The 26938-nt window shown below is 69.9% G+C and carries 26 protein-coding genes; 15 read left to right on the forward strand and 11 right to left on the reverse strand.

Translation table 11 applies throughout. The features are described 5' to 3' along the window. Window positions 1-29: 29 nt before the first annotated feature. Window positions 30-1253 (reverse strand): enoyl-CoA hydratase-related protein, encoded by a 1224-nt coding sequence (locus AC3A6J_RS26255; protein ID WP_487862948.1) that lies wholly within the window; start codon window positions 1251-1253, stop codon window positions 30-32. 171 nt (window positions 1254-1424) lie between these two features. Between AC3A6J_RS26255 and AC3A6J_RS26260 the strand changes: the two genes are divergently transcribed. Together AC3A6J_RS26260 and AC3A6J_RS26265 are read left to right on the forward strand one after the other, a co-directional pair. Beyond that, window positions 1425-1883 (forward strand): MaoC family dehydratase, encoded by a 459-nt coding sequence (locus AC3A6J_RS26260; protein ID WP_487862949.1) that lies wholly within the window; start codon window positions 1425-1427, stop codon window positions 1881-1883. A 38-nt stretch (window positions 1884-1921) separates the two neighbouring features. After that, a complete protein-coding gene (locus tag AC3A6J_RS26265; protein ID WP_487862950.1) occupies window positions 1922-3166 on the forward strand; it encodes an acyl-CoA dehydrogenase family protein in 1245 nt (414 codons plus the stop codon). A 21-nt stretch (window positions 3167-3187) separates the two neighbouring features. On the opposite strand, the gene AC3A6J_RS26270 is transcribed toward AC3A6J_RS26265, so the two are convergent. The 6 genes from AC3A6J_RS26270 to AC3A6J_RS26295 form a co-directional block, all read right to left on the reverse strand. Further along, window positions 3188-4855, reverse strand: coding sequence for an AMP-binding protein (locus AC3A6J_RS26270; RefSeq protein WP_487862951.1), 1668 nt, complete (start codon window positions 4853-4855; stop codon window positions 3188-3190). Between the two features lie 163 nt (window positions 4856-5018). Next, window positions 5019-5741 carry a GntR family transcriptional regulator gene (locus AC3A6J_RS26275; RefSeq protein ID WP_487862952.1) on the reverse strand — a complete coding sequence of 241 codons (723 nt, stop codon included), beginning with the start codon at window positions 5739-5741 and terminating at the stop codon, window positions 5019-5021. Window positions 5742-5813: 72 nt separating this feature from the next. Further along, window positions 5814-6632 (reverse strand): enoyl-CoA hydratase, encoded by an 819-nt coding sequence (locus AC3A6J_RS26280; protein ID WP_487862953.1) that lies wholly within the window; start codon window positions 6630-6632, stop codon window positions 5814-5816. A gap of 17 nt (window positions 6633-6649) precedes the next feature. Next, the gene (locus tag AC3A6J_RS26285) at window positions 6650-7420 is read right to left on the reverse strand and encodes an SDR family NAD(P)-dependent oxidoreductase (RefSeq protein WP_487862954.1); all 771 of its coding nucleotides are present in this window, start codon (window positions 7418-7420) and stop codon (window positions 6650-6652) included. Between the two features lie 13 nt (window positions 7421-7433). Next, on the reverse strand, window positions 7434-8231 hold the full coding sequence (locus AC3A6J_RS26290; RefSeq protein ID WP_487862955.1) for an enoyl-CoA hydratase-related protein: 798 nt from the start codon (window positions 8229-8231) through the stop codon (window positions 7434-7436). Window positions 8232-8276: 45 nt separating this feature from the next. Then, window positions 8277-9461 (reverse strand): CaiB/BaiF CoA transferase family protein, encoded by a 1185-nt coding sequence (locus AC3A6J_RS26295; protein WP_487862956.1) that lies wholly within the window; start codon window positions 9459-9461, stop codon window positions 8277-8279. 93 nt (window positions 9462-9554) lie between these two features. On the opposite strand from AC3A6J_RS26295, the gene AC3A6J_RS26300 reads away from it, so the two are divergent. From AC3A6J_RS26300 to AC3A6J_RS26315, 4 genes are all read left to right on the forward strand, one after another. After that, on the forward strand, window positions 9555-10373 hold the full coding sequence (locus AC3A6J_RS26300) for a VOC family protein (protein WP_487862957.1): 819 nt from the start codon (window positions 9555-9557) through the stop codon (window positions 10371-10373). A 13-nt stretch (window positions 10374-10386) separates the two neighbouring features. Further along, window positions 10387-11583 (forward strand): acyl-CoA dehydrogenase family protein, encoded by a 1197-nt coding sequence (locus AC3A6J_RS26305; protein WP_487862958.1) that lies wholly within the window; start codon window positions 10387-10389, stop codon window positions 11581-11583. Between the two features lie 9 nt (window positions 11584-11592). Next, window positions 11593-12054, forward strand: a complete 462-nt coding sequence (locus tag AC3A6J_RS26310) for a DUF1810 domain-containing protein (protein ID WP_487862959.1) — start codon at window positions 11593-11595, stop codon at window positions 12052-12054. Between the two features lie 122 nt (window positions 12055-12176). Then, window positions 12177-13226: an SDR family oxidoreductase gene (locus AC3A6J_RS26315; RefSeq protein ID WP_487862960.1), complete on the forward strand. Its 1050-nt coding sequence runs from the start codon at window positions 12177-12179 to the stop codon at window positions 13224-13226. Here AC3A6J_RS26315 and AC3A6J_RS26320 read toward each other — a convergent pair. The 4 genes from AC3A6J_RS26320 to AC3A6J_RS26335 form a co-directional block, all read right to left on the reverse strand. Then, window positions 13215-13421 (reverse strand): DUF3606 domain-containing protein, encoded by a 207-nt coding sequence (locus AC3A6J_RS26320; protein WP_487862961.1) that lies wholly within the window; start codon window positions 13419-13421, stop codon window positions 13215-13217. The genes AC3A6J_RS26315 and AC3A6J_RS26320 overlap by 12 nt on opposite strands. Window positions 13422-13513: 92 nt before the next feature. Then, window positions 13514-14386, reverse strand: a complete 873-nt coding sequence (locus AC3A6J_RS26325) for an SDR family oxidoreductase (RefSeq protein ID WP_487862962.1) — start codon at window positions 14384-14386, stop codon at window positions 13514-13516. Window positions 14387-14544: 158 nt separating this feature from the next. After that, entirely contained in the window at window positions 14545-15006 is a 462-nt protein-coding gene (locus AC3A6J_RS26330; protein ID WP_487862963.1) for a surface-adhesin E family protein, read from the reverse strand. Window positions 15007-15104: 98 nt separating this feature from the next. Beyond that, entirely contained in the window at window positions 15105-17111 is a 2007-nt protein-coding gene (locus AC3A6J_RS26335) for a helix-turn-helix domain-containing protein (protein ID WP_487862964.1), read from the reverse strand. Window positions 17112-17271: 160 nt separating this feature from the next. Between AC3A6J_RS26335 and AC3A6J_RS26340 the strand changes: the two genes are divergently transcribed. The 9 genes from AC3A6J_RS26340 (at window position 17272) to AC3A6J_RS26380 (ending at window position 26927) form a co-directional block, all read left to right on the forward strand. Further along, on the forward strand, window positions 17272-18063 hold the full coding sequence (locus AC3A6J_RS26340; RefSeq protein ID WP_487862965.1) for an SDR family oxidoreductase: 792 nt from the start codon (window positions 17272-17274) through the stop codon (window positions 18061-18063). Window positions 18064-18104: 41 nt separating this feature from the next. Beyond that, a complete protein-coding gene (locus AC3A6J_RS26345) occupies window positions 18105-19355 on the forward strand; it encodes a branched-chain amino acid ABC transporter substrate-binding protein (protein ID WP_487862966.1) in 1251 nt (416 codons plus the stop codon). A gap of 5 nt (window positions 19356-19360) precedes the next feature. Then, window positions 19361-20308, forward strand: coding sequence for a branched-chain amino acid ABC transporter permease (locus AC3A6J_RS26350; protein ID WP_487862967.1), 948 nt, complete (start codon window positions 19361-19363; stop codon window positions 20306-20308). A 4-nt stretch (window positions 20309-20312) separates the two neighbouring features. After that, a complete protein-coding gene (locus tag AC3A6J_RS26355; RefSeq protein ID WP_487862968.1) occupies window positions 20313-21596 on the forward strand; it encodes a branched-chain amino acid ABC transporter permease in 1284 nt (427 codons plus the stop codon). Continuing rightward, entirely contained in the window at window positions 21593-22351 is a 759-nt protein-coding gene (locus AC3A6J_RS26360; RefSeq protein ID WP_487862969.1) for an ABC transporter ATP-binding protein, read from the forward strand. The genes AC3A6J_RS26355 and AC3A6J_RS26360 overlap by 4 nt, the downstream gene beginning before the upstream one ends. Next, window positions 22348-23082 (forward strand): ABC transporter ATP-binding protein, encoded by a 735-nt coding sequence (locus AC3A6J_RS26365; RefSeq protein WP_487862970.1) that lies wholly within the window; start codon window positions 22348-22350, stop codon window positions 23080-23082. The genes AC3A6J_RS26360 and AC3A6J_RS26365 overlap by 4 nt, the downstream gene beginning before the upstream one ends. A gap of 48 nt (window positions 23083-23130) precedes the next feature. Then, on the forward strand, window positions 23131-24072 hold the full coding sequence (kce, locus tag AC3A6J_RS26370; RefSeq protein WP_487862971.1) for a 3,5-dioxohexanoate:acetyl-CoA acetone transferase: 942 nt from the start codon (window positions 23131-23133) through the stop codon (window positions 24070-24072). A gap of 38 nt (window positions 24073-24110) precedes the next feature. Next, window positions 24111-25013, forward strand: a complete 903-nt coding sequence (locus tag AC3A6J_RS26375; protein WP_487862972.1) for an SDR family NAD(P)-dependent oxidoreductase — start codon at window positions 24111-24113, stop codon at window positions 25011-25013. A 144-nt stretch (window positions 25014-25157) separates the two neighbouring features. Then, window positions 25158-26927 (forward strand): tannase/feruloyl esterase family alpha/beta hydrolase, encoded by a 1770-nt coding sequence (locus AC3A6J_RS26380; RefSeq protein WP_487862973.1) that lies wholly within the window; start codon window positions 25158-25160, stop codon window positions 26925-26927. Window positions 26928-26938 lie beyond the last annotated feature (11 nt).

Genomic DNA, 26938 nt, shown 5'->3' on the forward strand with positions numbered 1-26938 from the left:
CTGAAGATGGCGGCCCCACGCAGCGCGAATCAGCCCACCGCCAGCGCGCACCACCCGGCCAGCGATCCGACATACATCGGCCCTCCGCGCCAACGCGGAAACCTTTGCGTGGAAAGGAACAGATGGTCGATGTGGCTCGCGTGTGCGGCCGCGCCCTCGTCGATCAGGCGCACGCCCTCCTCCACCATCGCGCGCATCAGCCGCTGCACGATCGCGTCGTCGTCGATGGGGCGTGCAACCGCGGGCGCTGCAGGCACCTCCGTCGCCAGTTCGGGCGCAAAGCCGAAGCCGCGCATCGCCCGGTCGATCGCGCGTGCGTCCACGCCGCCGGCCATCAACTGCCGCGCCGCATCGCGGTAGCGTGCCAGCATGCGCTCGGCGATGGCTGCATCGCCGGGACCCGCCGCCTTCTTCGCCGCACGCTCCGAGAAGAAGGCATGCCGCAGGGCCGCGCTCTCGGGTGTCCACACCAGGTCGGTGACGGCCTCGCGTTCGTACGCGACCGCGGCATCGAACGGCAGCCGCACCGACTGCGCCACGCAGTCGAGGCAGCGCAGCGGCGCGGGACAGTGCTGTGAACCGGCCGCGACTGCGTTGCGCGCGAAGTGCAGAAAGCCCTCGGCATCGGGATGCACGACGTGCAGTTCGCGCGAGCGCGGCAGCGGGCGCAGTTCTGCCTTCTCGCGCGCAAAGTCCACGGCCTGCGCGACCACATCCGCAGCGACGAGCGCGTCGAACAAGCGTTGGCCCGGCAGCGCGAAAAGCGCCTCGGCCAGCGCGGTGTCGCCGGTCACGATCATGTTGAGCGCGGGTTCGAGCCCGATCAGGCGCGGCAGCCGCTGCGTGCCGGTCGCGCCCGGCAGGATGCCGATGCGCACCTCGGGCAGCGCCACCTGCGTGCCGGCCTCGACGATGCGGTAGTGGCAGCCCATCGCAAGCTCGAGCCCGCCGCCCATCACCACGCCGTGGATCGCGGCGACGACCGGCTTCTCGCAAGCCTCCACCTGCGTGATGACATCGACCAGGTCGGGCGCCGCAGTCGCCTCGGGGCGGTTGAACTCGCGGATGTCCGCGCCGCCGCAGAAGGCCCGGCCGCTGCCCGTGAGCACGATCGCGCGCACGGCGGCATCGCCCTCGGCGCGGCGCACCGCGTCGGCGATGAAGCGCCGGTTGCCCAGCCCCAGGCTGTTGACGGGCGGGTTGTCCATGGTCAGAACGGCAATGCCGTCGCGCACTTCGTAGCTGGCAGTCACGGTGTCCTTTCGGGGCAGACGCACAAAAGATCCGACGGCCGATGTTCATGCACGCGCGCGGCCACGGCATCAACAAGCCGCATGCGCCCGATGAAAAGCCTTCATGCAGGCGCCGCCCTGTGGCGCACGGCAAGCGGCACCATTGGCGCATCCCATTTCAGGTGCATCGCCATGCCCTCACTCACCAAAGACAACCTGCTCGACCATGTCGGCCAGCCGATCGGCACCTCGTCCTGGATCGAGGTGCCGCAGTCGCGCATCGACGCGTTCGCGGAATGCACCGAAGACCGCCAGTGGATCCACATCGACGTGGAACGCGCCCGGCGCGAAAGCCCGTTCGGCGCGCCGGTCGCACACGGCTTCCTCACGCTGTCGCTGCTGCCCATTGCCACCTACGAACTGCTCGGCGGGCTGAACGCCACCAAGTCGGTCAACTACGGCATGGACAAGCTGCGCTTCATGTCGCCGGTGCCCGCGGGCTCGCGCGTGCGCAACCACATGAAGCTGCTCGCGGCCGAGCCGCGCGACGACGGCTGGACGCTGCTGCGCACCGAGAACACGATCGAGATCGAAGGCCAGGCCAAGCCGGCGCTCGTGGCCGTGTCGCTGGGCCTGTTCTCCTGGTCCTGAAATCCCTCTTTCAACACCCATCTCAACCGGAACACGCCATGGAATTCGCCTACAGCCCCAAGGTCCAGGACCTGCGCCAACGCCTGCTCGCCTTCATGGACGAGCACATCTACCCGAACGAGCAGCGCCGCGAAGAAGAGGCTCACCGCTCGTACCTCAACGCACAGAACGGCGGCAGCTACACCACGCTGCCGCTGATGGAAGAGCTCAAACCCAAGGCGCGCGCCGCCGGCCTGTGGAACCTGTTCCTGCCCGAGGCCGAACATGGCGCGGGGCTCACCAACCTCGAGTACGCGCCGCTGTGCGAGATCATGGGACGGCGCTACTGGAGCGCCGAAGCGTTCAACTGCAGCGCCCCCGACACCGGCAACACCGAGGTCATCGCGCGCTACGGCTCGCCCGAGCAGCAGGCGCAATGGCTCAAGCCGCTGCTCGAAGGCGAGATCCGCTCGTCGTTCGCGATGACCGAGCCGGCCGTGGCCTCGTCGGACGCCACCAACATCGAATGCAGCATCCGCCGCGACGGCAGCGACTACGTGATCAACGGGCGCAAGTGGTACATCACGGGCGCGATGAACGAGCGCTGCAAGCTCTTCATCCTGATGGGCAAGACCGACCCCGACAACCCCGACCGGCATCGCCAGCAGTCGATGATCATCGTGCCGCGCAACACCCCGGGCGTGACCGTGCTGCGCGACATGGCGCTCATGGGCCACTACGACGCGCCCTTCGGCCATCCCGAGGTGCTGTTCGAGAACGTACGCGTGCCGGCGTCGAACCTGCTGCTCGGCGAGGGCCGCGGCTTCGAGATCGCGCAGGGCCGGCTCGGCCCGGGCCGCATCCACCACTGCATGCGCATGATCGGCATGGCCGAGTCGGCGCTTGAGATGATGTGCGAGCGCGTGGTCTCGCGCGTGGCCTTCGGCAAGCCGCTGGCCGAGCAGGGCGTGTGGCGCGAGCGCATTGCCAAGGCGCGCATGCTGATCGACCAGACGCGCTGGATGGTGCTGCATGCGGCCTGGCGCATGGACACCGTGGGCAACAAGGTGGCGGCCAAGGAGATCGCGATGATCAAGGTGCTCGCGCCCAACAACTGCGTGCAGGTGATCGACGACGCGATGCAGGCCTTCGGCGCCGCGGGCCTGAGCCAGGACACGCTGCTGACCTCGTTCTATGCCTACGCGCGCCACCTGCGCGTGGCCGACGGCCCCGACGAGGTGCACCGCAATGCGATCGCCAAGCAGGAGCTCATGAACTACCGCGTGCCGGCCGCGGCGCGCTGAAGCGCACCGCGCGGCGGGTCATCAGTTCAGCGCCATCGGCGATGGACCGCCCGCCTCCCGCAGCATGCGCCGCAGCACCTTGCCGTTTTCGGACGACGGCAGGCCGCTGCGGAAGATCACGCTGCGCGGCACCTTGTAGTGCGACATGTGCTGCAGGCACCATTCGATGATCTTCTGGTCGGCGCGGTCCTTGGTCTGGCCGGCACGCACGCGCGCGGCGGCCTCGTCCTTCAGCACCACGTAGGCCTGCACCGCCTCGCCGCGATCGGGGTCGGGCAGCCCGACCACCGCGGCCTGGCGCACGTCGGGGTGCATGCCGAGGATCGCCTCGACCTCCTCCGGGAACACGCTGTAGCTCCAGACCTTGATCATCTCCTTGGTGCGCCCGAGGAAGGTGAGGTAGCCCTCCTCGTCGACCACGCCCACGTCGCCGGTGCGCAGCCAGCCGTCCTTCAGCATCGCCTCGGTGGCCTCGCGCTGCAGCCAGTAGCCCTTGTAGCGGATCGGCCCGCGCAGCAGGATCTCTCCGCGTTGGCCCGGCGGCAGGTCGCGCCCGGTCTCGAGGTCGACGATGCGCAGTTCGACGCCCGGCGCAGGCTTGCCGTTGGTGCCCCACTTGATGGCGTCGGACGGCATCAGCGTGTCGCAGGTGTGGGTTTCGCTCAGGCCGTAGCCGGCCTCGTACACCAGGCAGCCGTTGGCGAAGCGGCTCCAGCGCGCGGCCAGCGCCTGCGACAGCGGCACGCCGAAGCTCGTGCCCACGGTGGTGCGCAGGGTCGACAGGTCGTAGCTCGCCGCATCGTCGCAGGCCATGACCGAAGGCAGCGACGGCGCCATCGTGTACCACCAGGTCACCTTGCAGGCTTCGATAGCCTGCAGCACCGCGGTGGCGTCGAAGCGGTTGAGCAGCACCACGGTGGCACCGGCGTACACGGGCAGCGCGAGGCCCGTCATCATTCCCGAGATGTGGTGCAGCGCCACCTCGGCCAGCATCACGTCGCCGGCGCCGACGCCGAAGCTGTCGGCGCTCACGGCCGTCTTGTAGAGCGCGCATTCGTAGCTGATCATCGCGCCCTTGGGCAGCCCGGTGCTGCCCGAGGTGTAGGCCATCAGCGCCACGTCGTCCATCGCGATGGTGTCGGGCGGCTCGAACGGGCCGGCCGCGGCGAGCGCATCTGCGAAGTCGATGGTGCAGGCCGGCAGCGGCGGTGCGCCCTCGTGCGGCAGGCGCAGGCAGGGCGGCACGTCCATGGCCAGCGTAGCGGGCAGCATGGCGCCGCTGCGCACCGCGTAGACGTGCGCCACGGTGCGCATCGCATGCGAGCCGAGCACCACCTTGAGCAGCTCCTCGCCCGCGACGATGGCGCTCGCGTCGAGTTCGCTGAGCTGGTGCTCGAGCTCGTAGGCCTGCGCGTCGGGGTTGCAGGGGCTGACGATGGCGCCGAGCTTCTGCACGCCGAAGTGCGCGATCAGGTACTGCGGGCAGTTGTGCAGGAACAGCGCCACCACGTCGCCCTGCCCGATGCCCCGGTCGCGCAGGCTTTGCGCAAAGCGGTCGCTCAGGTCGTCGAGTTCGGCCCACGAGATCTTGCGGCCGTACCAGATCACGGCGGCCTTGTCGGGCGTGCGGCGCGCGTGCAGCCGCAGGTACTCGTGCAGCGGCCGGTGGCCGTGGCGGTAGGCGATCATGCTGGGTTGTCTCCGAGTCGGTCTGCTCGTCCGGGTGGCACCTGCGCGAGGGCCCCGGTTTGTGCACCATCATGCGGCGACGCGCCCGCCGCGGCAAGGCATGCCGATGAATATTCGGCATGCACATCCATCCGCGCGCTGCATGGAGCGCGCTGCGGATTGTTCAGGCCGCCTGGCCCGCTGCCGCCTTTTGTTTTGCAGGCACGCGGGGCGCCTCTTCTTCGGCGCTGCGCTCGCGCAGGTAGGCCAGGATCGGCGCCGTGGTGCGGTCGATCTCGTCGTGGATGCCGCGCCGCGCCACGTCGCCGTCGCGCTTGCGCAGGCCGCGCAATACCATCAACTGCGGATGCTGCTTGCGCGGCTGGCCGAGCGCATGGGTCTGCAGCGCCTTCATGAGAGGGCCGCACTGCAGCCACAGGCCCTCGACCATGCGCTGCAGCACGGGCATGCGCGCGAGCGCATACACCTCCATGTGGAAGCGCTCGGCCTCGAGCAGCTCGCCCGCGGTGTCGCCGGCCTCGCGCAGCGCGGCCATGCGCTCGTGGATGGCTTCGAGCCGCTTCACGTCTTCGGTGCCGGTGCGCGGCGCGGCGCGCGCGGCGGCCTCGCCCTCGAGCATCAGCCGCAGCGTGCGCACCTCGGCAAAGCGCTCCTCGCTCATCACGGGCACGCGCACCGAATGGTGGCCGACCTGTTCGAGCGCCTGTTCGGAAATCAGCCGGGCCAGGGCCTCGCGCACCGGCGTCGGGCTGATGCCCATCTCGGCCGCGAGGTCGCGCAGCTTGAGCTTCTCGCCCGGCGCAAAGCGGCCCGCCTTGAGGTCGCGGCAGAGGCGGTTGTAGGCCTGCGCGTTGAGGCTGTCGCGCGTGAGGGGGGTGTCTTCCATGGCGTATGGGTCGGCACGCAGCACGCGCGCCTTTCAGAAAATAGCGTATATGTTATGTCGTCTCGGGTGCGGTCAGCGGCCGGTGAAGGCCGGCGGGCGCTTCTCGAGGAAATGCGCCACGCCTTCGCGGAAATCTTCGCTCAAGAACGAAGCCTGCATCTCCTCGTCGGCGCGGCGCCATGCGGTGTCGAGGTCCTGGAACAGGCTGTCGTACACTTGGCGCTTGATCACGCCGATCGAGCGCGGCGATGCGTTCTGCGTCATCTCGCGCGCCATCGCCTGCACCTGGGCAAGGAAGCCTTGCGCGGGCAGCGGCTTCACGAGCCCCAGCGCCGCGGCCTCGGCCGTCACGACGGTGCGGCCCGACAGCAGCAGGTCGAGCGCGTTCGTCGGCCCGACCAGCCTCGGCAGCATCCACGAGATACCGTGCTCCGCGATCAGGCCGCGCTTGGCGAAGGCGGTGGTGAGCTTCTGGCCTTCGGCCATGTAGCGGAAGTCGCAGAACACCGCCATGCACAGCCCGATGCCCGCGATCGGCCCATTGATGGCCGCGAAGATCGGCTTGCGCACGCGCAGCAGGTAGCTGAAGCGCCAGGCGTAGTTGGCCTCTATGCCGCCTTCGGGCGGCGCCGCGGGCGCGGTGGCTGCATCGCCGACGTCGGCCCCCGCCGCCCCCGCCTCGAGGATGTCCATGTCGGCGCCCGCGCAGAAGCCGCGCCCCGCGCCCGTGACCACGATCGCGCGCACCGCATCGTCGACCTCGGCCGTCGCCACCGCCTGGCGGAACTCGCTTTCCATGCGGTGCGTCCATGCGTTGAGCTTGTCGGGGCGGTTCAGCGTGAGCGTGAGCACGTGGTCTTCGGTGGCGATGCGGATGTCCTGGTAGGTCATGTCTTTAACTCCCTGCGTCAAGCCTCGCCGCCGATGGTGGCGCCGCCGTCGATCACGATCGTGGTGCCGGTGATGAAGCGCCCTGCGTCGGAGCCCAGCAGCAGCGCCGCGCCCGCAATGTCCTCCGGGTCGCCGATGGCATTGAGCGGGCTCGACGCGAGCGCGGCGGCCAGCGTCTTCGGGTTGTCCCAGAGCGCCTTCGCGAAGTCGGTCTTGATCAGCCCGGGCGCGATGCAGTTGGTGCGCACGCCCTGCTTGCCCCATTCGAGCGCCAGGTTGCGCGCCAGCTGCATGTCGGCCGCCTTCGAGATCGCATAGGCGCCGAGCACGCGTGAGCCCGTGAGCCCCGCGATCGAGCTGATAATGACGATCGAGCCGCCGCCGCGCTCGGCCATGCCTGGCGCCACGCGGTTCACCAGCCACAGGTTGGAGCGGATGTTGACGTCCATCACCTTAGAGAAAGCCTCGTCGCTGATGCCCGACATCGGGCCGTAGTACGGATTGACCGCCGCGTTGCACACCAGCACGTCGACCGGCCCGAAGGCCGCCTCGGTGCGGTCGACCAGCGCGGCCACCTGCTCCTTGCTCGAGATGTTGCAGGGGATCGCCGTGGCCTCGAGCCCCTCGCCGCGCAGCTCGGCCACCAGGGCCTCGCAGGCGTCGGCCTTGCGGCTGGTCACGACGACGCGGGCGCCCGCGCGGGCATAGGCGATGGCGATTGCGCGGCCGATGCCGCGCGACGAGCCGGTGACGATGGCAGTCTTGCCCTTGAGCGAAAAGCGGTCCATGCGGGTGTCTCCTTCAGCGGTTGACGAACTTCGGTGCGCGCTTCTCGACGAAGGCGCGCGCCGCTTCCTGGTGGTCTTCGGTCATGCCGCAGCGTATATGGCGGATGGCCTCGTGGTCGAGCGCCTGCGCCAGCGTGGCACCCTGCTCGGCCGCGTTCAGGTTGGCCTTGATGTGGCCGAGCGTGATCGACGGACCGTCGGCCAGCTGCTGCGCGAGCGCGCGGCCCGCGGCGTCGAGCTCGGCGTCGGGCACCACGCGCGTGACCAGCCCCATCTGCAGCGCCTCGTCGGCCTTCACCACCGGCGACAGCAACGCGAAGGCGCGCGCACGCGGGCCCAGCAGCTTGGTCAGGAAGTAGGTGCTGCCGAAGTCGCCCGACAGCCCCACCTTGGCGAACGCCGACGTGAGCTTGGCGGTGTCGCTCGCCAGCAGCAGGTCGCAGGCGAGCGCGAGCGACAGGCCCGCGCCCGCGGCCGCGCCGCGCACCACGGCGAGGGTGGGCTTGGGCATCTCGTGCAGCAGCCGCGCGCATTCCATGTGCTCGCGCAGCTGCAGCGTGCGCGATTCGAGCGTGTGGCGCGTGGCGTCGTCCTCGGCCATCGCCTTCACGTCGCCACCGGCGCAGAACCCGCGGCCCGCGCCGGTCAGCACCACGGCGCGCACCTCGGTGTCGACCGCCGCGCGGCGCAGCGCCGCCAGCAGCGCCTCGGTCATCGGCACGGTCAGCGCATTGAGGCGCTCGGGCCGGTTCAGCGTGAGCGTGAGCACGCCGTGCTCGAAATGCTCGACGAGCTCCTGGGTGGTGGCCATAAGGGTTTTTTCTCCTGAGTGAAGTGTGGTTTGCGGTGATGGATCTCAGAGCGCGCCGCCGGCATGCAGCGCGCGCACGCGCTCTTCGCCCCAGCCGAGCCATTCGCGCAGCACCTCGTCGCCATGCGCGCCCACCGCAGGCATCGCGCTGCGAATGGCGAGCGGCGTGTCCGAGAGATGGATGGTCACGCCCTGCACCGGCACCGAGGTGGCGCCGAACGGAATCTCGGCGATCGCGCCGCGATGGCGCAGCTGTGGGTTGTCGACCACCTCGTCGATGGTCGCGACCTTGGCGCACGGCACGCCCTCGGCCTCGAGCCGCGCCACGATCTCGTCGGCCGCATGCTGCAGCATCCATTCGGCGACCAGGCCTTCGACCGCGCCGCGGTGCTCGAGGCGCGAGGCCATCGAGGCAAAGCGCGGGTCGTCCAGCAGCGCGAGCGCCTTCATGGCCCGCACCACGCGCGGGAACATGTTGTCGTCGCCGCCGACCATCAGCACGTAGCGGCCGTCACGGGTGGCGAAGGTGTTCGACGGCGCCACGAAGCGGTCGCGGTTGCCCACGCGCGTCATCGTGGTGCCGAAGAGCTTCTGCTGCGGAATGGCGGTCATGAGCATCGAGGCCGCGCTCTCGAGCAGCGACACGTCCACCAGTTGGCCCTTGCCCGAGGCATGCCGCGCGTTGAGCGCCGCCAGGATGCCGAGCGCCGCGTACATGCCGGTGGTGTAGTCGCACATGAACGAGCCGAGCATGGTGGGCGGCCCGTCGGCGGCACCCGTCAGGTCCATGAGGCCGCTCATCGCCTGCGCCACGCCGTCGAAGCACTGCTTGTCCGCCAGCGGCCCGTCCTGCCCGAAGCCCGAGATCCGCGCCATCACGAGCCGTGGGTTGAGCGCGTGCACCGCCTCCCAACCCAGGCCCATGCGCTCCATCGTGCCGGGGCGGAAATTCTCGACCAGCACGTCGGCTTCGGCCACCAGCGCGTGCAGCACGCGCTGGCCGTCGGCATGGCGCAGGTCGATCGCGAGGCTCTTCTTGTTGCGGTTGACCACGAAGCTGTAGAGGCTCTGGCCTTCCACCGCCGGCAGCGCGCGGCGCGCATATTCGCCTTCGCCGGGCGGCTCGATCTTGACCACCTCGGCGCCCATGTCGCCGAGCATCATGGCGCAGTAAGGTCCCGCGATGAAGCGCGAGAGGTCGAGCACGCGCAGTCCGGCAAGCGATGTCATGGGTGGCCTTGTCTCCGTTGATTTTGTATTTGTTATATCATATTCACAACTATGGCATTCCGGGCATCCGGAGCAAAAAGGAGACAAGCCTCGATGACGAACACCCCGCCCGCACCGCCACCCGAACGCTACTTGCGCCTGCGCCAGCTCTGCCTGGTGGCGCGCGAGCTGGCCGCCGTCGAAGAAGACCTTTGCGCGGTGTTCGACGTGCGCGTGTGCCATCGCGACCCGGAGGTCGGCCAGTTCGGCCTGCACAACGCGCTCATGCCGTTCGGCAGCAGCTTCGTCGAGGTGGTGGCGCCGCTCGCCGAAGCCACCACGGCCGGGCGCTACCTGGAGCGGCGCCGCGGCGACGGCGGCTACATGGTCATTCTCGACAGCGACGCCCTGCCGCGCTGGCGGGCGCACGTGGCCGAGGTCGGCGTGCGCATCGCCGCGCCGCTCGCGCTCGGCGACTACGAGGGCATGCAGCTGCATCCGCGCGACACCGGCGGTGCGCTGCTCGAGATCAACACCACGTTGAACGGCACCGACCTGCAGGGCGCCTACTGGCCGGCGGGGCCGCACTGGCGCGAGGCGGTGCAGCGCACTCGCGTGGTCGGCATCTCGGGCGCGGTGCTGCAGTCCGACGACCCCGCCGCACTTGCCGAACGCTGGGGGCGCATCCTCGCGCGGCCCGCCACGCGCAGCGCCGACGAGGCGGCGGGATGGGAGGTCGGTGTGGACAACGCGACGCTGCATTTCGTGCGCGCCGACGACGGCCGCGGCGAGGGCCTGCGCGGCATCGTGGTGGACGCGCGCGACCCCGACGCGATCCGAGCCGCGGCCCGCGCGCGCGGACTGCGTGCCGATGCGCAGGGCGTGCATGTCGGCGGTGTGCACTTCATCCTGCGCCCGATCAACATGGACTGAGAGGAGACACACGATGGACCTCGCCTTCACCCCCGCGGAACGCGCCTTCGCCGACGAGGTGCGTGCCTTCATCAAGGACAACCTGCCGCAGGACATCGCGCGCCGCGTGGCGCACGACCTGCACCTGCAGCGCGAGGACTTCATGCGCTGGCAGCAGATCCTCGGGCGCCGCGGCTGGCATGCGTACACCTGGCCCGTGACGCAGGGCGGCCCCGGCTGGAGCGCGACGCAGCGCTACATCTTCGAGACCATCAGCGCCGAGCTCGACTGCCCGACGATCCAGCCCTTCGGCCCGCGCATGGTCGGGCCGGTGATCTTCAATTTCGGCAGCGAGGCGCAGAAGGCGCAGCACCTGCCAGGCATCCGCGATTCCACCGTGTGGTGGTGCCAGGGCTATTCGGAGCCGGCCTCGGGCTCGGACCTCGCCTCGCTCGCCGCCCGCGCCGAGGACCGTGGCGACCACTACCTCGTCAACGGCCAGAAGATCTGGACCTCGTACGCGCACTATGCCGACTGGATGTTCTGCCTGGTGCGCACCCGCCGCGAGGCGAAGGCGCAGCACGGCATCTCGTTCCTGCTGATCGACATGAAGACGCCGGGCATCGTGGTGCAGCCGATCCCCATGCTCGAAGGGACGCATTCGTTCAACGCCGTATTCCTCACCGACGTGAAGGTGCCCAAGGCCAACCTCGTCGGCGAGGAGGGCCAGGGCTGGACGTACGCCAAGTTCCTGCTCGAGCACGAGCGCGTCGAAAACTCCAACATCGGCTTCTCCACCTTCGCGATGCGCCGGCTGCACCGCATCGCTTCGGCCACCCTGCACCGCGGCCGGCCGCTCATCGAAGACCCGGTGTTCCGCGCCAAGGTGTCGGCCACCGAGGCACAGCTGAAGGCGCTCGAGATGACCACGCTGCGTGCGCTGTCGAGCATGGGCAGCGGCAGCTCGCCCGGGGCGGGTCTGGCATCGGCGCTCAAGATCCGCGGCACCGAAATCGGCCAGCGCATCACCGAGCTGGTCTTCGAGGCGGCCGGCCCCGAGAGCCAGGTGCTCGATGCGGCCGAGGCCCGCGGCGACGGCGATCTCGACGGCCTCGGTGCGAGCCTGCATGGCGCGGCGCCCAACTACTTCTGGCGCCGTGCGATGTCGATCTACGGCGGCAGCAACGAGATCCAGCGCAACATCATCGCCAAACGGGAGCTGGGGTTGTAAGCTGGCGCCATGGCATCGGGCACCTGGGACCTCGAACGCTTCGTGGCGGCGCAGGCGCCCGTCTGGGCGCAGGTTTGCGCCGAGCTCGCCGCGGGGCGCAAACAGAGCCATTGGATGTGGTTCGTCTTTCCGCAACTGCGCGCCCTCGGCCGCAGCGCCACCGCCAGGTTCTTCGGGCTCGAAGATGCGGACGAGGCCGCCGCCTACTGGGCGCACCCGCTGCTCTCGCAGAGCCTGCGGCAGTGCGCGCAGATGGTGCTCGCCATCGAGGGCCGGAGCGCGCACGCGGTCTTCGGTTCGCCCGACGATCTGAAGCTGCGTTCGTGCATGACGCTGTTCGAGGCGGTCGCACCCGGCGAGCCGGTGTTCCGCGATGTGCTCTCGCGCTTCTACGAGGACGTGCGGGACCCGGCCACGCTAGAACTTCTCGGGCGAGACGATGCGGCGCGGCTTCAGCCGCCCGCGGCGTAGCCCTTCGCCCTTGTCCGACCCGCACTCGGGCGGCCGGCGTGCAAGCGGCCGCCGGCGCAGCGCCGAGCATGCCGGATCAGGCCGGCGTCGAGCCTTGCCGGCCATTGTAGGAGACCTCGCCCATGTCAGCCGATAACCCCACGTCTGCCGAACCCACCCGCCATCCCGCCGCGCCGCTGCGCGGCAAGACCATCGTCCTTACCGGTGCCTCCAGCGGGATCGGTCATGCGGCCGCGCTCGCGTTCGCCGCCCAGGGCGCCTCGCTGGTGCTCGCGGCGCGCGCATCGGGCGCGCTGCAGTCCGTGGCCGATGCCTGCGTGGCGCTCGGCGCGCCCGCGGTGGCGGTGCCCACCGACGTAACCGATGCCACGGCCGTGGCGGAACTCGCGCGCACCGCGATCCTGCGCTTCGGCCGCGTCGACGTGTGGATCAACAACGTAGGCGTCGGCGCGGTGGGCCGGTTCGAGGACACGCCGATGGACGCCCATCGGCGCGTGATCGAGACCAACCTGCTCGGCCACATCCACGGCGCGCACGCGATCGTGCCGCACTTCCGGGCGCGCCGCAGCGGCACGCTCATCAACATGATCTCGATCGGCGGCTGGGTGTCGGCGCCGTGCGCCACCGCGTACAGCGCCAGCAAGTTCGGGCTGCGCGGGTTCTCGGAAGCGCTGCGCGCCGAGCTGCGCGACATGCCGCAGGTGCATGTCTGCGAGGTGTTCCCCACCTTCGTCGACAGCCCCGGCATGGCGCATGGCGCCAACTACACCGGCCGCAGTGTGGGGCCGCCGCCGCCGATGGTCGATCCTCGCCGCGTGGCCGACGCGCTGGTCGAACTGGCCGGCGCCACGCGGCCGCGTCGGCGCACCTACATCGGCGCGCCGGCGCGCCTGGGCATCCTGGCGCACGCGCTCGCGCCCGACCTGCTGGCGCGCTCGATGCGCTGGCTCACGCAAACGCTGCAGCGGCGCGCGCAGCCCGTGGCGCCGAGCGACGGCAACCTGTTCGATGCCTCGCGCGGGCATGCGATCGACGGCGGCTTCCGCGCCGCATCGAAGCCGGCGACCAAGGCGACGACACTCGGCCTCGCCGGCGCAACACTGGTGCTGCTGGCCGTCGCGGTCCGCTCGGGGCGCCGCCGGCGCAACGCGCGGCGGCCCTCAGCTCTTTGAGGCGGTGCGCTCGGCGTTGGTGGTGCTGCGCGAGCCCTTGAGGTGCAGCTCGATGTCGGAGGCCTTGGTGCCGACGACGCCGATCGCCTCTTGCACCTGCTCGGGCGTGGCGTCGAGCTTCTTCGCCAACGCCTCGATGGCCGCGCTGTCATCGGCGTTGACGGTCTGGGGAGTGGTCGTGTCTTGCGGGTTCATGGCTCCAGGCTAAGGGCGCCACAGGCACGCCGCGTCGGCCTGCGGCGTGGTGCGCCGTAGGAATAGCGGAGACCTGCGCGACGCGGCCCGTTTCAGATGAACGGCACCCCGCCCGTGACCGGGATCGTCGCGCCCGAGATGTAGCTGCCCTCATCGGACGCCAGCAGCACATAGACGGCCTGCAGCTCGCGCGGCTGGCCGGGCCGCTTCATCGGCGTCTGCGAACCGAATTCCTTCACCTTCTCGGGCGGCATCGTCGAGGGGATCAGCGGCGTCCAGAACGGACCGGGCGCGACGCAGTTCACCCGGATGCCCTTGTCTGCCAGCAGTTGGGCCATGCCGCCCGACATGTTCTGGATCGCGCCCTTGGTCGCCGCGTAGGCCACGAGGGTCGCGTTCGGCTTGTCGGCGTTGACCGAGGCGGTGCTGATGATCGCGCTGCCGGGTTTCATGTGCGGCACCGCGGCCTTGCAAAGGAAAAAGTTCGCATAGACGTTGGTGCGGAAGGTGCGCTCGAACTCCTCGGCCGATATCTCGTCGAGGGATGCGTGCGACATCTGGAAGGCCGCGTTGTTGACCAGCACGTCGAGCCCGCCAAGGCGTTCGACCGTCTGCTGCACCAGGTGCCGGCAGTGCGCCTCGTCGCGGATGTCGCCCGGCAGGGCCAGGCAGCGCCGGCCGGCGGCCTCCACGACGCGCACAGTGACCTGCGCATCCGACTCTTCCTCGGGCAGGTAGGAGATCGCCACGTCGGCGCCTTCGCGGGCGAAGGCCAGCGCGACCGCTCGGCCGATGCCGCTGTCGCCGCCGGTCACGAGTGCCGCCTTACCCGCGAGCTTGCCCGAACCGACGTACGAGTCCTCGCCGAAATCCGGCGCCGGCGTCATGGCGGATTCGAGGCCCGGCGGCTGCTGCGCGGGCGTGGGAAGGGGTGGCTTCGGACCTGCGTCCTTGGGGTGGGTCATGGGTGAGGCTCCTGGGCAAGAGAGAGAAAGAGGCACGGCATGGCGCCGGCCGGTCCCTCAGGTTGGCGCCGCGCTTCGACCGGTGCGTAGGCGCCGGGCGCATGGCCGCGTCGTCTGGCGCTGAACCCCGCGCCCGCGATGCCCGGAAACCGCCCCCTTCAAGGCCCCGTGCGGCATGCCGCGCGCACGAGGCGCGCCGTCGGATTCGGCGACATCCCGGCGAAACGCATGGGTCGCGGCGATTCCGCGTAGTCGGCTTCGTGGTGGGAAGCACCCCGCCACAGCGGCTCGGCGTAGTAGCGCGCCTGCAAGTAAGCCGCGCTCTTCGCACCGCAATCGAACACCACGCGCGATTCGTAGGAGCGATAGGGAATGCCGTCCCAGTTGTAGCGCGGAGCCGAGCGGTTCACCCGCACGGCGAGCTCGATGCCGCCCTCGGAGCGTGCGGCGCCCTGCTTCACACCGCTCAGATCGACCTGCACCGTGTCGGCGGACCGGTCGAGCGGATCGCCCGCGACGGTGAACCATGCCGGCTCGGCCGCGGCCAGGCCGCAACCCGTTGCCAGACTCGCAAGACCCACCAGCCTTGCCAGACTTCCCGCCAGACGCCACTGCCTCACGCTGCTCTCCTCGTCCCGTCACTCCGGCGGCCGCAGACCCCGTGTCCGCGCCATCCGGTTCCCCGCCCGACTTTAGCGAAAAGCCGCGACCGGCGGTTTCAGGCCTCGCCGGAGGTCCCGATGCTCCACAGCCGCAGCGCCATGTGGATCTCGAGCGCGCGGCTCGCGCTGCCCCAGTGCCCCAACAGCTCCTCGATCGTCGCGAGCCGCTGGCGCACGGTGTTGACGTGGATGGCCATGCGCGCCGCGGTGGACTTGGCGTTCTGGTTGCAATCGAAGTAGGCCAGCAGCGTCGCAGTCAGCTCCGAGCCGCGCTTGCGGTCGTGCGTCATCACCGCACCGATGGTCGCATCGAGAAAGGCACTGAGGCTCGCCTGGTCGTGCGTCTCGAACAGCACAGAGTAGAGCGCCATCTCGTTCTGCCCGACGATGCTGCCGCGCATGCCGAGGCGCCCGAGCACCGCCAGAGCGCGCCGCAGCGCCGCGTAGAGCGCGGGCAGCTCGGCCGGCGACCGCACCGGCCGCGAGAGCACGCCGCGGTAGGCGTCGCCGAGCTCGCCGCGCGCGAACGCAGCGACTTCGGCGAGCACGTCCTGCGCCCGCGTCGCACCGCACACGAGCGCCAGCACGCCGTCGACCTCGTCGAGCACATGCGCGAAGCGCTGCGTGCCCGCACGCAGGCGGCGGGCCCAGAAGCCCGGCCGCGGTTCGGCCATCTCCACGAGCAACAGCGACACCGGCTGGGACAAATCGAGGTCGAAGCGTTCGGCGCGGTCGCGCGTCACGGCCGGCTCGTCCTGCCGCGGCGAGACCAGCGTGCGCAGCAGCGCCGATACCTCTCGGCTCTTGCCAGCCTCGACGCGTTCCTGCGAGAGCAGCACGATGCCGATGACGCTCGAGCTGCGCTCGAAGGTCCGCAGCGACACCTCGCGCAGGTCCTCGTGCCGGAACAGCAGCACGGCGCCCAGCACGTCGTCGCCGCCGAGCACCGCGATCACGCGGCACAGCTCGCCGCCTGCTGAAAATGCCACGGCCGAGCGGCCCGCGCGGCGGCTCTCGCGCAGCGCCTTCGCAAGCGCCGCGCTGTGCGCATCGTGCGGCGCGTAGTCGTCGGCTGCACGGCCCGCATAACCGGCCGCACGCCCGCGGCCGATGACCTGGAAGGCCTCGTCGAGTACCAGCACGCTGCCGTCGAGCAGCTGCGCGACCGACTGGCACAACGCACCGAGCGACGCGCCCTGCGCCAGCAGCGAGGTCAGCTGCTCGTGCGCCTCGGCGGCGCCCTGCACGTCGCGCACATGCCGCTCCAGCTCGCTGCGCGCGAGGTCGGCCTTCTCGAGCGCTTCCTTCGACGCGGCGAAGGCCTTGGCATTGTTGATCGCGACCGCCGCATGCGTGGCGAGCGTGCACAGGATCGACACGTTGAGCGCGGTGTGCGTGCGGTGGTAGCGGTCGGCCACGAAGAGCAGCCCGATCACGTTGTCGTCGCAGATCAGCGGCGCGCCCACGAGCGCGGCCACGCCCTCGTCGCGGAAGGTGTCGTCGAGCTTCGGGTCGTGCACGAAGCGGTTGTCGTGCAGGTAGTCGGGCGTGAAGAACGGCAGCCGCGTGGACATCACCACGCCCGCGACGCCGAGGCTCCGGCCCGCGGTCATCCGGCCGGTGCGCTGCGAGATCGCGCCGTCGGCCACCACCACCTGGAATTCGCCGCTGTCGTTGTCGTAGATCGTGAGCCAGCACAGGTGCGACCCCATGAGGTTGCGCGCGCGCACGACGATCGCCTTGAGCAGTCCCGCGAGGTCGAGGCGGCTCGACAGGTCCTGCGCCGACTCGATGACCGCGAGCATGCCGCGTTCGCGGTGCTCGTGCACCTCGAGCCGGTTGCGCAGCGCCATCGCCATGCGCACCAGTTCCACCAGGCCGGTCTTGCGCTGCAGCGCGTCGGGCAGCGCCTCGACGCGTGCGAGCCGCGCCGCGAACTCCTCGGCCGGCGCATTCCGGTGCAGCAGGCTGACGAGCTCGGCGGCGATCTCGTCGGCCGCCAGCGATGCAGCGGCAGGGCTCGGCGCCACGCTGCGCGGCCGTTCGGAAGGGGGGAGTGACATAGGGCCGCGAAGGCTAGCAGAAGCGCGCCGCCATGCCCATGGGTCCGAGCCCCAGGCGGGTGATCACATCGCGACGTGGCCGGCAGTGTGCGCGCCGCACATAGGCGCGCGCGCTGCGTTTTCCGACACTGCAGGGCATCGGACAGACACCCCAGGAACCATGAGCATCATCGATTCACTGCGCCCGCCGCCCGGCCTGCGCGTGCTGGTCAGCGCTGGCGCATCGGGCCTCGGCGCGGCCGTGGCCCTGGCCTTTCGCGAGACGGGGGCGCGCGTGCACGTCTGCGACATCGACCGCTCGGCGCTCGACCGGCTCGCGCGCGAGGCACCCGAGATCACCGCGAGCGTGGCCGATGCCTCGGTAGCCGGCGACGTCGACCGCGTCTTCGACGACGTGCAGGGTGCGCTCGGCGGGCTCGACGTTCTGGTCAACAACGTCGGCATCGCGGGGCCCACAGGTCCGATCCACGAACTGCAGCGCGGCGACTGGGAGCGCACGGTCGCGGTCAACCTGAACAGCCAGTTCTACTTCTCGAACCGGGCCGTACCGCTGCTCAAGCGCTCCACGGTGAACCCGAGCCTGATCGCGATGAGCTCGGTCGCGGGCCGGCTCGGCTATGCATTCCGCACGCCGTATGCAGCCACCAAGTGGGCCATCGTCGGTCTCATGAAGTCGCTCGCGATCGAGCTCGGGCCCCACGGGGTGCGGGTCAACGCGATCCTTCCGGGCACCGTCGAAGGCGACCGCATGAACAGCGTGATAGGCGCGCGCGCCGCCAACGCCGGCGTCTCCGTGGAGGCGATGCGAGCGGAGTATCTGCAGAAGATCTCGCTGCGCCGCATGGTCACGGCCGACGACGTGGCCGCGATGGCGCTCTTCCTCTGCTCGCCCGCGGCACGCAACCTCAGCGGCCAGGCCATCAGCGTCGACGGGAACATGGAGTACCTCTGAGCCCCGCCTTCCTTCACTTACCAACAAGCATGGAGACATCAATGCACAAACTCAAAGCAACCCTCAAGTCCGGCGTCGCCTGCGCGCTCGGCTTCTTCGCCTTCGGCGCCGCATCGGCCGCGCCCGTCAAGGTCGGCGTGCTCGAAACGCTGTCAGGCCCGCAGGCCTCGTCGGGCCAGGCCTACCGCACGGCCGTGCGCTTCGCCATCGACCAGATCAATGCGGCCGGTGGCTGGAACGGCGAGCCGGTGCAGCTGCTCGAGTACGACAACCAGGGCGGCCCCGCGGGCGCCGCCGACAAGCTCAAGGCCGCGGCCGCCGACGGCGTGCACCTGATCGTGCAGGGCGCCTCGTCGGCCATCGGCGGGCAGATCACCGAGGACGTGCGCAAGCACAACCTGCGCAATCCGGGCAAGGAGATCATCTACATCAACGTCGGTGCCGAGGCGCTCGAGCTCACCGGCGAGAAGTGCAACTTCCACCACTTCCGCTTCAGCGGCGACGCGCAGATCCGCACCAAGGCGCTGGTCGCAGCGATGAAGCAGGCCAACGCGCTCGGCACCCGCGTGTACTCGATCAACCAGAACTATTCCTGGGGCCAGGACATGGAGCGCGCCATCGTCGACAACGCGGCGGCCGGCGGTTACCAGGTGGTCGAGAAGACACTGCACGACGTCAACAAGGTGCAGGACTTCGCGCCCTATGTCGCCAAGATCAGCGGCTCGAAGGCCGACTCGGTCATCACCGGCAACTGGTCCAACGACCTGCTGCTGCTGATGAAGGCCTCGAAGTCGGCGGGCCTGAAGGTGCGCTTCGGCACCGTCTTCCTCGACCAGCCGGGCAACATCGCCAACGCGGGCGAACTCGCGGCGGGCCATTTCGTCGCGCACACCTTCAATGCCGAGGCCGGCGGCGCCGAGGGTGAGCGCTTCGTTGCCGACTACAAGGCCAAGACCGGCCATGCGCCCGCCTTCGTCGAGCCGCAGACCGTGTTCGGCATGGCCATGGTGGCCGACGCGCTCAAGCGCACAAAACCCGAGAACGGCGCGCTGAATGTGAATGCGCTGGCGCGCGCGATCGAGACGGCGAAGGTCATGACCCCGATGGGCGAGATGCGCATGCGCGCCGCCGACCACCAGACACTGCTGCCGATCGTGGTGTCGACCGTGGCCAAGGACGCGCGCTTCAAGGTGGACGGCACCGATATGGGCTTCAAGCCGGTCAAGCGCTTCACGGCCGAGGAAGCCTCGACGCCCGCACAGTCCAGCTGCGCGATGAAGCGTCCCGCCTGAGGCCCATGGACCAGCTCATCGTCTCCCTCATGAACGGCGTGGTCTACGGGCTGCTGCTGTTCATGGTGTCCGCCGGCCTCACGCTCATCTTCGGGATGATGGGCGTGCTGAACTTCGCGCATGCATCGTTCTACATGCTCGGCGCCTACTTCGCGTACACGCTGCAGGGCACCATCGGCTTCTGGGCCGCGGTGGTCGCCTCGCCGATCCTGGTCGGCCTGATCGGCGTGGTGGTCGAGCGCTTCTTTCTGCGCCGCGTGCACCACCACGGCCACGCGCACGAGCTGCTGCTGACCTTCGGCCTGTCGTTCATCATTGCCGAGACGATCAAGCTTTTCTTCGGCAACTTCCCGGTCGACTACCGCATCCCGGCTGCGCTCGACGTGCCGGCCTTCAGCATCGGGGGCGCGCAGTACCCGGCCTACCGGCTGCTGATGGGCGGCGTGGCCATCGCGATGTTCGCCGCGATCTACCTGCTGCTGACGCGCACGCGCGTCGGCATCGTGGTGCGCTCGGCGATCCACAAGCCGCGCATGGCCGAGGCGCTGGGCCACAACGTGCCGCTGGTCTTCATGGGCGTGTTCGCCGTGGGCGCCGGGCTCGCCGGCCTGGCGGGCGCGGTGGCCGGCGCCTTCTACACTACCAACCCCAACATGGCGCTCGAACTCGGCGTGATGGTGTTCGTGGTGGTGGTGGTCGGCGGCCTGGGCTCGCTCGGCGGCGCCATGCTGGCGTCGCTGCTGATCGGGGTGGTCACCTCGCTGGCCGTGGGCGTGGACTACAGCCTGGCCGACCTGTTCGCGCTGTCGGGCGCGGGCGCGGGCGACTGGGCGCGGGGCGTCGGCGGGCTGATGACGCTCAAGCTCTCGAGTCTGTCGGCCACGATTCCGTTCGCGCTAATGCTGCTGATCCTGCTGGTCCGCCCGAGCGGGCTCATGGGCGAGAAGGGCTGATGCGATGAAGACCGCCTTCGCCCTCGTCGCGGCCGGTGTCGCGCTGCTGGCCGCCCTGCCATTCCTGCTCTCGCAGGGACTGCTCAACGCAGCCGTGCAGATGCTGATCGCCGCGCTGTTCGCGAGCGCCTACAACCTGCTGTGCGGACAGGCCGGCATGCTGTCGTTCGGCCACGCGGCCTATTTCGGGGTCGGCGCGTTCGGCACGGTGCACGCGATGAACGGGATCGGCGGCGCCGGGCTGCTGCCGACCCCACTGATGCCTCTGGCCGGCGCGGTCTGCGGGCTCGCCTTCGGCACCGTGGCCGGCTGGTTCGCCACCCAGCGCAGCGGCACCTACTTCGCGATGATTACGCTCGCCATCGCCGAGTTGGTGCATTCGCTCGCGCCGCACCTCAAGGGGCTGTTCGGCGGCGAGGCCGGCATGTCGACCATGCGCATGCCGGCCTGGGGCCTGGACTTCGGCTCGACGACGCAGGTCTACTACCTGACGCTCGGCTGGGTGCTGCTGTCGCTCGCGCTGCTCTACCTCTACACGCGCACGCCGCTCGGCCGGCTCACCTACGGGCTGCGCGAGAACAGCCACCGGCTGCGCTTCCTCGGCTACAACGTGCACGGCCTGGGCACCGGGGTGTTCGCGATCTCGGCGATGTTCTCGGGCATCGCCGGCGGCCTGCAGGTGCTGTCCAACGAATCGGCGAACTACGTGGTGTTCGACCCCGCGCTGTCGGCCGCGGTGGTGCTCAATACCTACATCGGCGGGGTCAAGGTGTTCCTGGGCCCGGCCTTCGGCGCGGCGCTCATGACCTTCTTCGGCTATGCGGTGTCGGACCTCACGCGCTCGTGGCTGCTCTACCAGGGCATCCTTTTCGTGGGGGTGATGCTGTTCATGCCTTCGGGTTTGGCGGGCCTGGTCGGCAACACCGCACACCTGCGCCAGCGCTTCGGATGGGGCCGGCTGCTGCCGTTCGCGCTGCTGTCGCTCGGCGCGGCGCTGCTGGTGGCCGCGGGCGCCACCTTCTCGATCGAGATGCTGCAGCGCGCGTTCTCGCAGGACTACCGTGCGCTCGCCAACCTGAACCCCGGCCAGGGTTGGCCGCCGATCCAGTACCTGGGCCGCGCCTGGGCACCGGCTTCGGCCGCGACCTGGGCCGTGCCGCTCGGCCTGGCCGCCGTCGGCGCGCTGCTCGCGCAGATGGCCCGGCTGCGCTTCCGGGCGCTGGCGCAAGCGGAGTCCGCCGCGGCGCCGTCCCAAGCCCTGGGCGCGCAAACCGGGGGCCTCGCATGAGCGACGACGCGATTCTCAGCATCCGCAACCTGCGCAAGTCCTTCGGCCCGACCGAGATCATGCGCGGCGTCAACCTTGACCTGTGGCCTGCCGAGCGGCATGCGCTGATCGGCCCCAACGGCGCGGGAAAGTCGACGCTGTTCCACCTGGTCTCGGGCCACCTCGCGCCGACCGCCGGCGAGATCGTGTTCGACGGCCAGCAGATCGGCGGGCGCACGCCGCAGGCGATCAACCGGCTCGGCATTGCGCGCTCGTTCCAGATCACCAACATCTTTCCGAAGCTCAGCGTGTACGAGAACATCCGCCTCGCGGTCATGCGCCGCCACGGGCTGCAGTACGTCTTCTGGCAGTTCATCGACGCCCACCTCGCGATCCGTTCCGAGACCGAGCGCCTGCTCGAACTAGTGCGGCTCACTGCCCGCGCCGCGACGACCGCGGGCGAGATGGCCTACTCCGAGCAGCGCTCGCTCGAGATCGCGATGACGCTGGCCTCCGACCCCAAGGTGGTGCTGCTCGACGAGCCGATGGCCGGCATGTCGAGCGAAGAGACGCACTACACGGCCGAGCTGATCCGCGAGGTGACGAAGGGCCGCGCGCTGATGATCGTGGAGCACGACATGGACGTGGTGTTCGCGCTCGCCGACCGCATCAGCGTGCTGGTGTACGGCCAGGTGATCGCGACGGGTACGCCGGCCGAGATCCGCGCCGACGCGCGCGTGAAGGAAGCGTATCTCGGCGAGGAGGTGGCGGCATGAGCACGCCTTCCGCGCCTGTCCCCGACGCGCTGCTCGCGGTGCGCGACCTGCACGTCCACTACGGCAAGAGCCACGTGCTGAACGGTGTCGACCTGCACGTCGCGCGCAACGAGGTGATCAGCCTGCTGGGCCGCAACGGCACCGGGCGCTCCACCACGCTGAAGGCCATCATGGGCCTGGCCGCGCCAACGTCCGGCAGCGTCCGGCTCGCGGGCCGCGAGCTCGCCGGCGCGCGGCCCTACGCGGTCTGCCGCGCGGGCATCGGCTACGTGCCCGAGGAGCGCGAGGTGTTCGCGAACCTCACGGTCGACGAGAACCTGCGCATGGGCGAGCAGCCGCCCACGGCCGGGGCGCACCGCTGGAGCATCACGCAGATGTTCGACTACTTCCCGCGGCTCAAGGAACGGCGCAACATCAAGGCCGGCAGCATGTCGGGCGGCGAGCAGCAGATGCTCACCATCTGCCGCTCGCTGCTCGGCAATCCGCAGCTGATGCTGATCGACGAGCCCACCGAGGGTCTCGCGCCCAAGATCGTGGCGCAGGTGGGCGAGTGCATCGCCGACATGCACCGCAAGGGCCTGTCGGTGGTGCTGGTCGAGCAGAAGCTCGCCATCGCGCTCAAGGTCTCGACGCGCGTGTGCGTCATGGGCCACGGCCGCATCGTCTTCGAGGGCACGCCCGAGGCGCTGACCTCGGACCGGCAGCTCGTGGCCGACTGGCTCGCGGTCTGAAGCCCGCACGCCGCTTCTTCGCTCCCTCAGATTCATCGACAACACCCCATGGCAAGAACCCAAGACAAGGTCATCATCTCCTGCGCGGTCACGGGCTCGGTCCACACGCCGACCATGTCCGAGCACCTGGCGCTCACGCCCGACCAGATCGCCGCGCAGTCGATCGAAGCCGCCGAGGCAGGCGCTGCGATCCTGCACCTGCATGCGCGCGACCCGCGGGACGGGCGCCCGTCGGCCGACCCGAAGGTGTTCGACCAGTTCGTGCCGCGCATCAAGGCCGCGACCGACGCGGTGATCAACATCACCACCGGCGGCAGCACCCGCATGACGCTCGAGGAGCGCCTGGCCTACCCGCTTCAGGCCAGGCCCGAGATGTGCTCGCTCAACATGGGGTCGATGAACTTCTCGATCCATCCGGCGGCGCGGCGCGTCGCGGCCTGGAAGCACGACTGGGAGCAGCCCTACGTCGAGGGCATGGAAGACCTGATCTTCCGCAACACCTTCCGCGACATCAAGCACATCCTGCGCGTGCTCGGCGACGAGTGCGGCACCCGCTTCGAGTTCGAGTGCTACGACGTGGGCCATCTCTACAACCTCGCGCACTTCGTCGACGAGGGGCTGGTCAAGGGGCCGCTCTTCATCCAGAGCATCTACGGCATCCTCGGCGGGCTCGGCCCCGACCCAGAGAACCTGGTGACGATGCGCAGCACCGCCGACCGGCTGTTCGGCCGCGACGGCTACCGCTTCTCGATCCTCGGCGCGGGCCGCCACCAGATGCCGCTCCTGACGATGGGCGCGGTGATGGGCGGCAACGTGCGCGTGGGCCTCGAGGACAGCCTCTACATCGCCAAGGGCCAGCTCGCGCGGTCGTGCGCCGAGCAGGTGCGCAAGATCCGCCGCATCCTCGAGGAACTCTCGCTCGAGATCGCGACGCCCGACGAGGCGCGCGCCATGCTCGGCCTCAAGGGGCGCGACGCGGTCGCGTTCTGACGACGGCTCATTTCCATTCCCCTCGATCAGGAGCATCCATGAAGAAGCTATTGGACGGCCGCGTGGCCATCGTCACCGGGGCCGGCAGCGGCCTGGGCCGCGCGCATGCGCTCGCACTCGCGCAGCACGGCGCGCGCGTCGTGGTCAACGACGTCGCGGGCGTCCACCCGGGCTCGCCTGCGCAGGCCGTGGTCGAAGAGATCGCACGCGCCGGCGGCGCCGCCACGGCCGACGGCGGCGACGTGACCGACTTCGCCGCCATGCAAGCCATGGCCGCGCGCACCGTCGAGGCATGGGGCCGCATCGACATCCTCGTCAACAACGCGGGCGTGCTGCGCGACCGCAGCTTCTCGAAGATGTCGCTCGACGATTTCCGGCTGGTGATGGACGTGCACCTGATGGGCAGCGTGCACTGCACCAAGGCCGTGTGGGAAACCATGCGCGCGCAACGCCATGGCCGCATCGTGATGACGACCTCGTCCTCGGGCCTGTACGGCAACTTCGGCCAGTCGAACTACAGCGCGGCCAAGATGGCGCTCGTCGGGCTCATGCAGACGCTCGCGCTCGAGGGCGCGCGCCACGGCGTGCACGTGAACTGTCTCGCGCCCACCGCCGCCACCGCCATGACCGAGGGCGTGCTGCCGCCCGAAGCGCTGGCGCGGCTGCAGCCGGCCTATGTGAGCCCCGCGCTGGTGGCGCTGGTGGGCGACGACGCGCCCACGCGAACCATCCTGCTCGCGGGCGCCGGCAGCTTCGAGAGCGCGCACGTCACCATGACCGAAGGCATCTTCGTCGACGGCTCCACCGGCGTGGCCGAGCAGGTCGTCGCGCGCATGAACGAAGTCTGCGAGCGCCGCGGCGAGCGCGTGCCCGGCACCGGCTTCGAGCAGTACCAGCACGAGCTGGCCAAGGCTGGCTTCGCGGTGCCGCTGCCGCACTAATCAGGGTTTACGCGGCATCCTGCGCACACACACGGCGGCCCGATGCAATGTCGGGCCCGCACATTGGCAAGCGCCGGGCGGCGCGGGAGACTGCGGCAGTCCCTTGGGGACGCACGCATCCACAACGAACGACATCGGAGACCTATGACATCCAGCCATCGAGATTTCGCCCTGACCGTCGCTGCCTGCCTCGCCGTGAGCGCCACGCTCGTCGCTTGCGGCGGCGGGAGTGGCGGCGGCAGCGGCTTTCCGTTCCTGCCCCCGCCTTCGGCCGGACAGCCTGCCCCACCACCGCCCGCGCCCCCACCACCCAGCGCTGCGCTCACCTGCGAGCAATTGGTCGGCATGGCCGTGCCCGCATCGGCGATCGGCCTGCCCACCATGGGCGCCACCGTCACGGCCGCAAAGACGGTCGCCGCCAGCGGCACCGGCGCAGCGGCCGTGCCCGAACACTGCGAGGTCGCGGGCAAGATCGCGCCGATCGATGCCACCGCGCCCGACATCCGCTTTGCGGTCGCGCTGCCCACGGCCTGGAACCAGAAGGTCATGATGCTCGGCGGCGGCGGCTTCAACGGCAGTATTCCCAACGTCAAGGGCAACGTGTCCAACGGCCCTGTCGACCGGCCCACGCCGCTGGGCCGCGGCTATGCCACCTTCGCGAGCGACTCGGGTCACCAGGCCAATGCGCTCGGCTCGCAGGACGGCCGCTTCGGCCTCAACGATGAGGCCGTGCGCAACTTCGGCGGCGATGCGCTCAAGAAGACGCACGACACCGCTCTCGCGATCGTCGAGGCGCGCTACGCCGAGCGCCCGCGCAAGGCCTACTTCGCGGGCGGCTCGACGGGCGGGCGCGAGGCGGTCACCGCAGTCCAGCGCTGGCCCGCCGACTGGGACGGCGCCATCGCCTGGTACCCGGCTTGGAACGATGCCGCCGCGCTGCTCGGCGGCCACCGCATGAGCCGCGCGCTCGCGCAGCCCGGCGCATACCCGAATTCGGCCAAGCGCGAACTGCTCTACAACGCCGCGATGGAAGCCTGCGACGCGCTCGACGGCGTGGCCGACGGGCTCATCAGCCACCAGACGCTGTGCAATGCGCGCTTCGATCCGGCCACCGCCATGGTCAAGGGCGCGCCCCTGCGCTGCGCGGGCGGCGCCGAGCTCGGCGACAGCTGCCTGTCCGATGCGCAGATCGCCGCGATGAAGAGCATCGACACCGCGACCCAGTTCCGCTTTCCGCTAGCGAGCGGCGAGACCCAGTACCCGGGCTACAACATCTGGGGCGCCGATCCCGGCATCACCACCTGGACCTCGCCGCTCGAGCCGGTCGTGACCTTCCTGGCCTTCGGCACCACGCAGCCCGCGAACCCGATGCCCGCGACCGCGCCCTACATCAGCGTGCTGACCGACCAGTGGATCAAGTATTCCGTCACGCGCGATCCGAGCTTCGATTCGCTCTCGCTCGATCCGGAAGACCCGGGGCCGTGGGCCAGCCGCATCAGCGCGCTGAGCACGCAGCTCGACGCGAGCACCGACATCTCGGCATTCAAGGCGCGCGGCGGCAAGCTGCTGCTCGCGCACGGCCTCGCCGACGTGCTGGTCAGCGCCCGCGCCACCGAGCAGTACTACCAGCGGCTGCAGTCGCAGATGGGGCCGGCCGAGGTCGATACCTTCGTGCGCTACTACGAAGTGGCCGGCCTGGGCCATGCCATCAGCAGCGTGTTCAACGCGACCTGGGACTCGCTGACCGCGCTCGAGGCCTGGGCCGAGCAGGGCAGCGCGCCGAGCGCGCAGGTCACGACCGACACCGCGGGCGTGCCCGGGCGCACCCGGCCGCTGTGCGACTACCCGAAGTGGCCGCAATACAAGGGCACGGGCGACGTCAACCTGGCAGCTTCGTTCCAGTGCGTCTTTTGACACCCGGCCCG

The sequence above is a fragment of the Variovorax sp. Soil_C_39 genome (genome assembly GCF_057656815.1).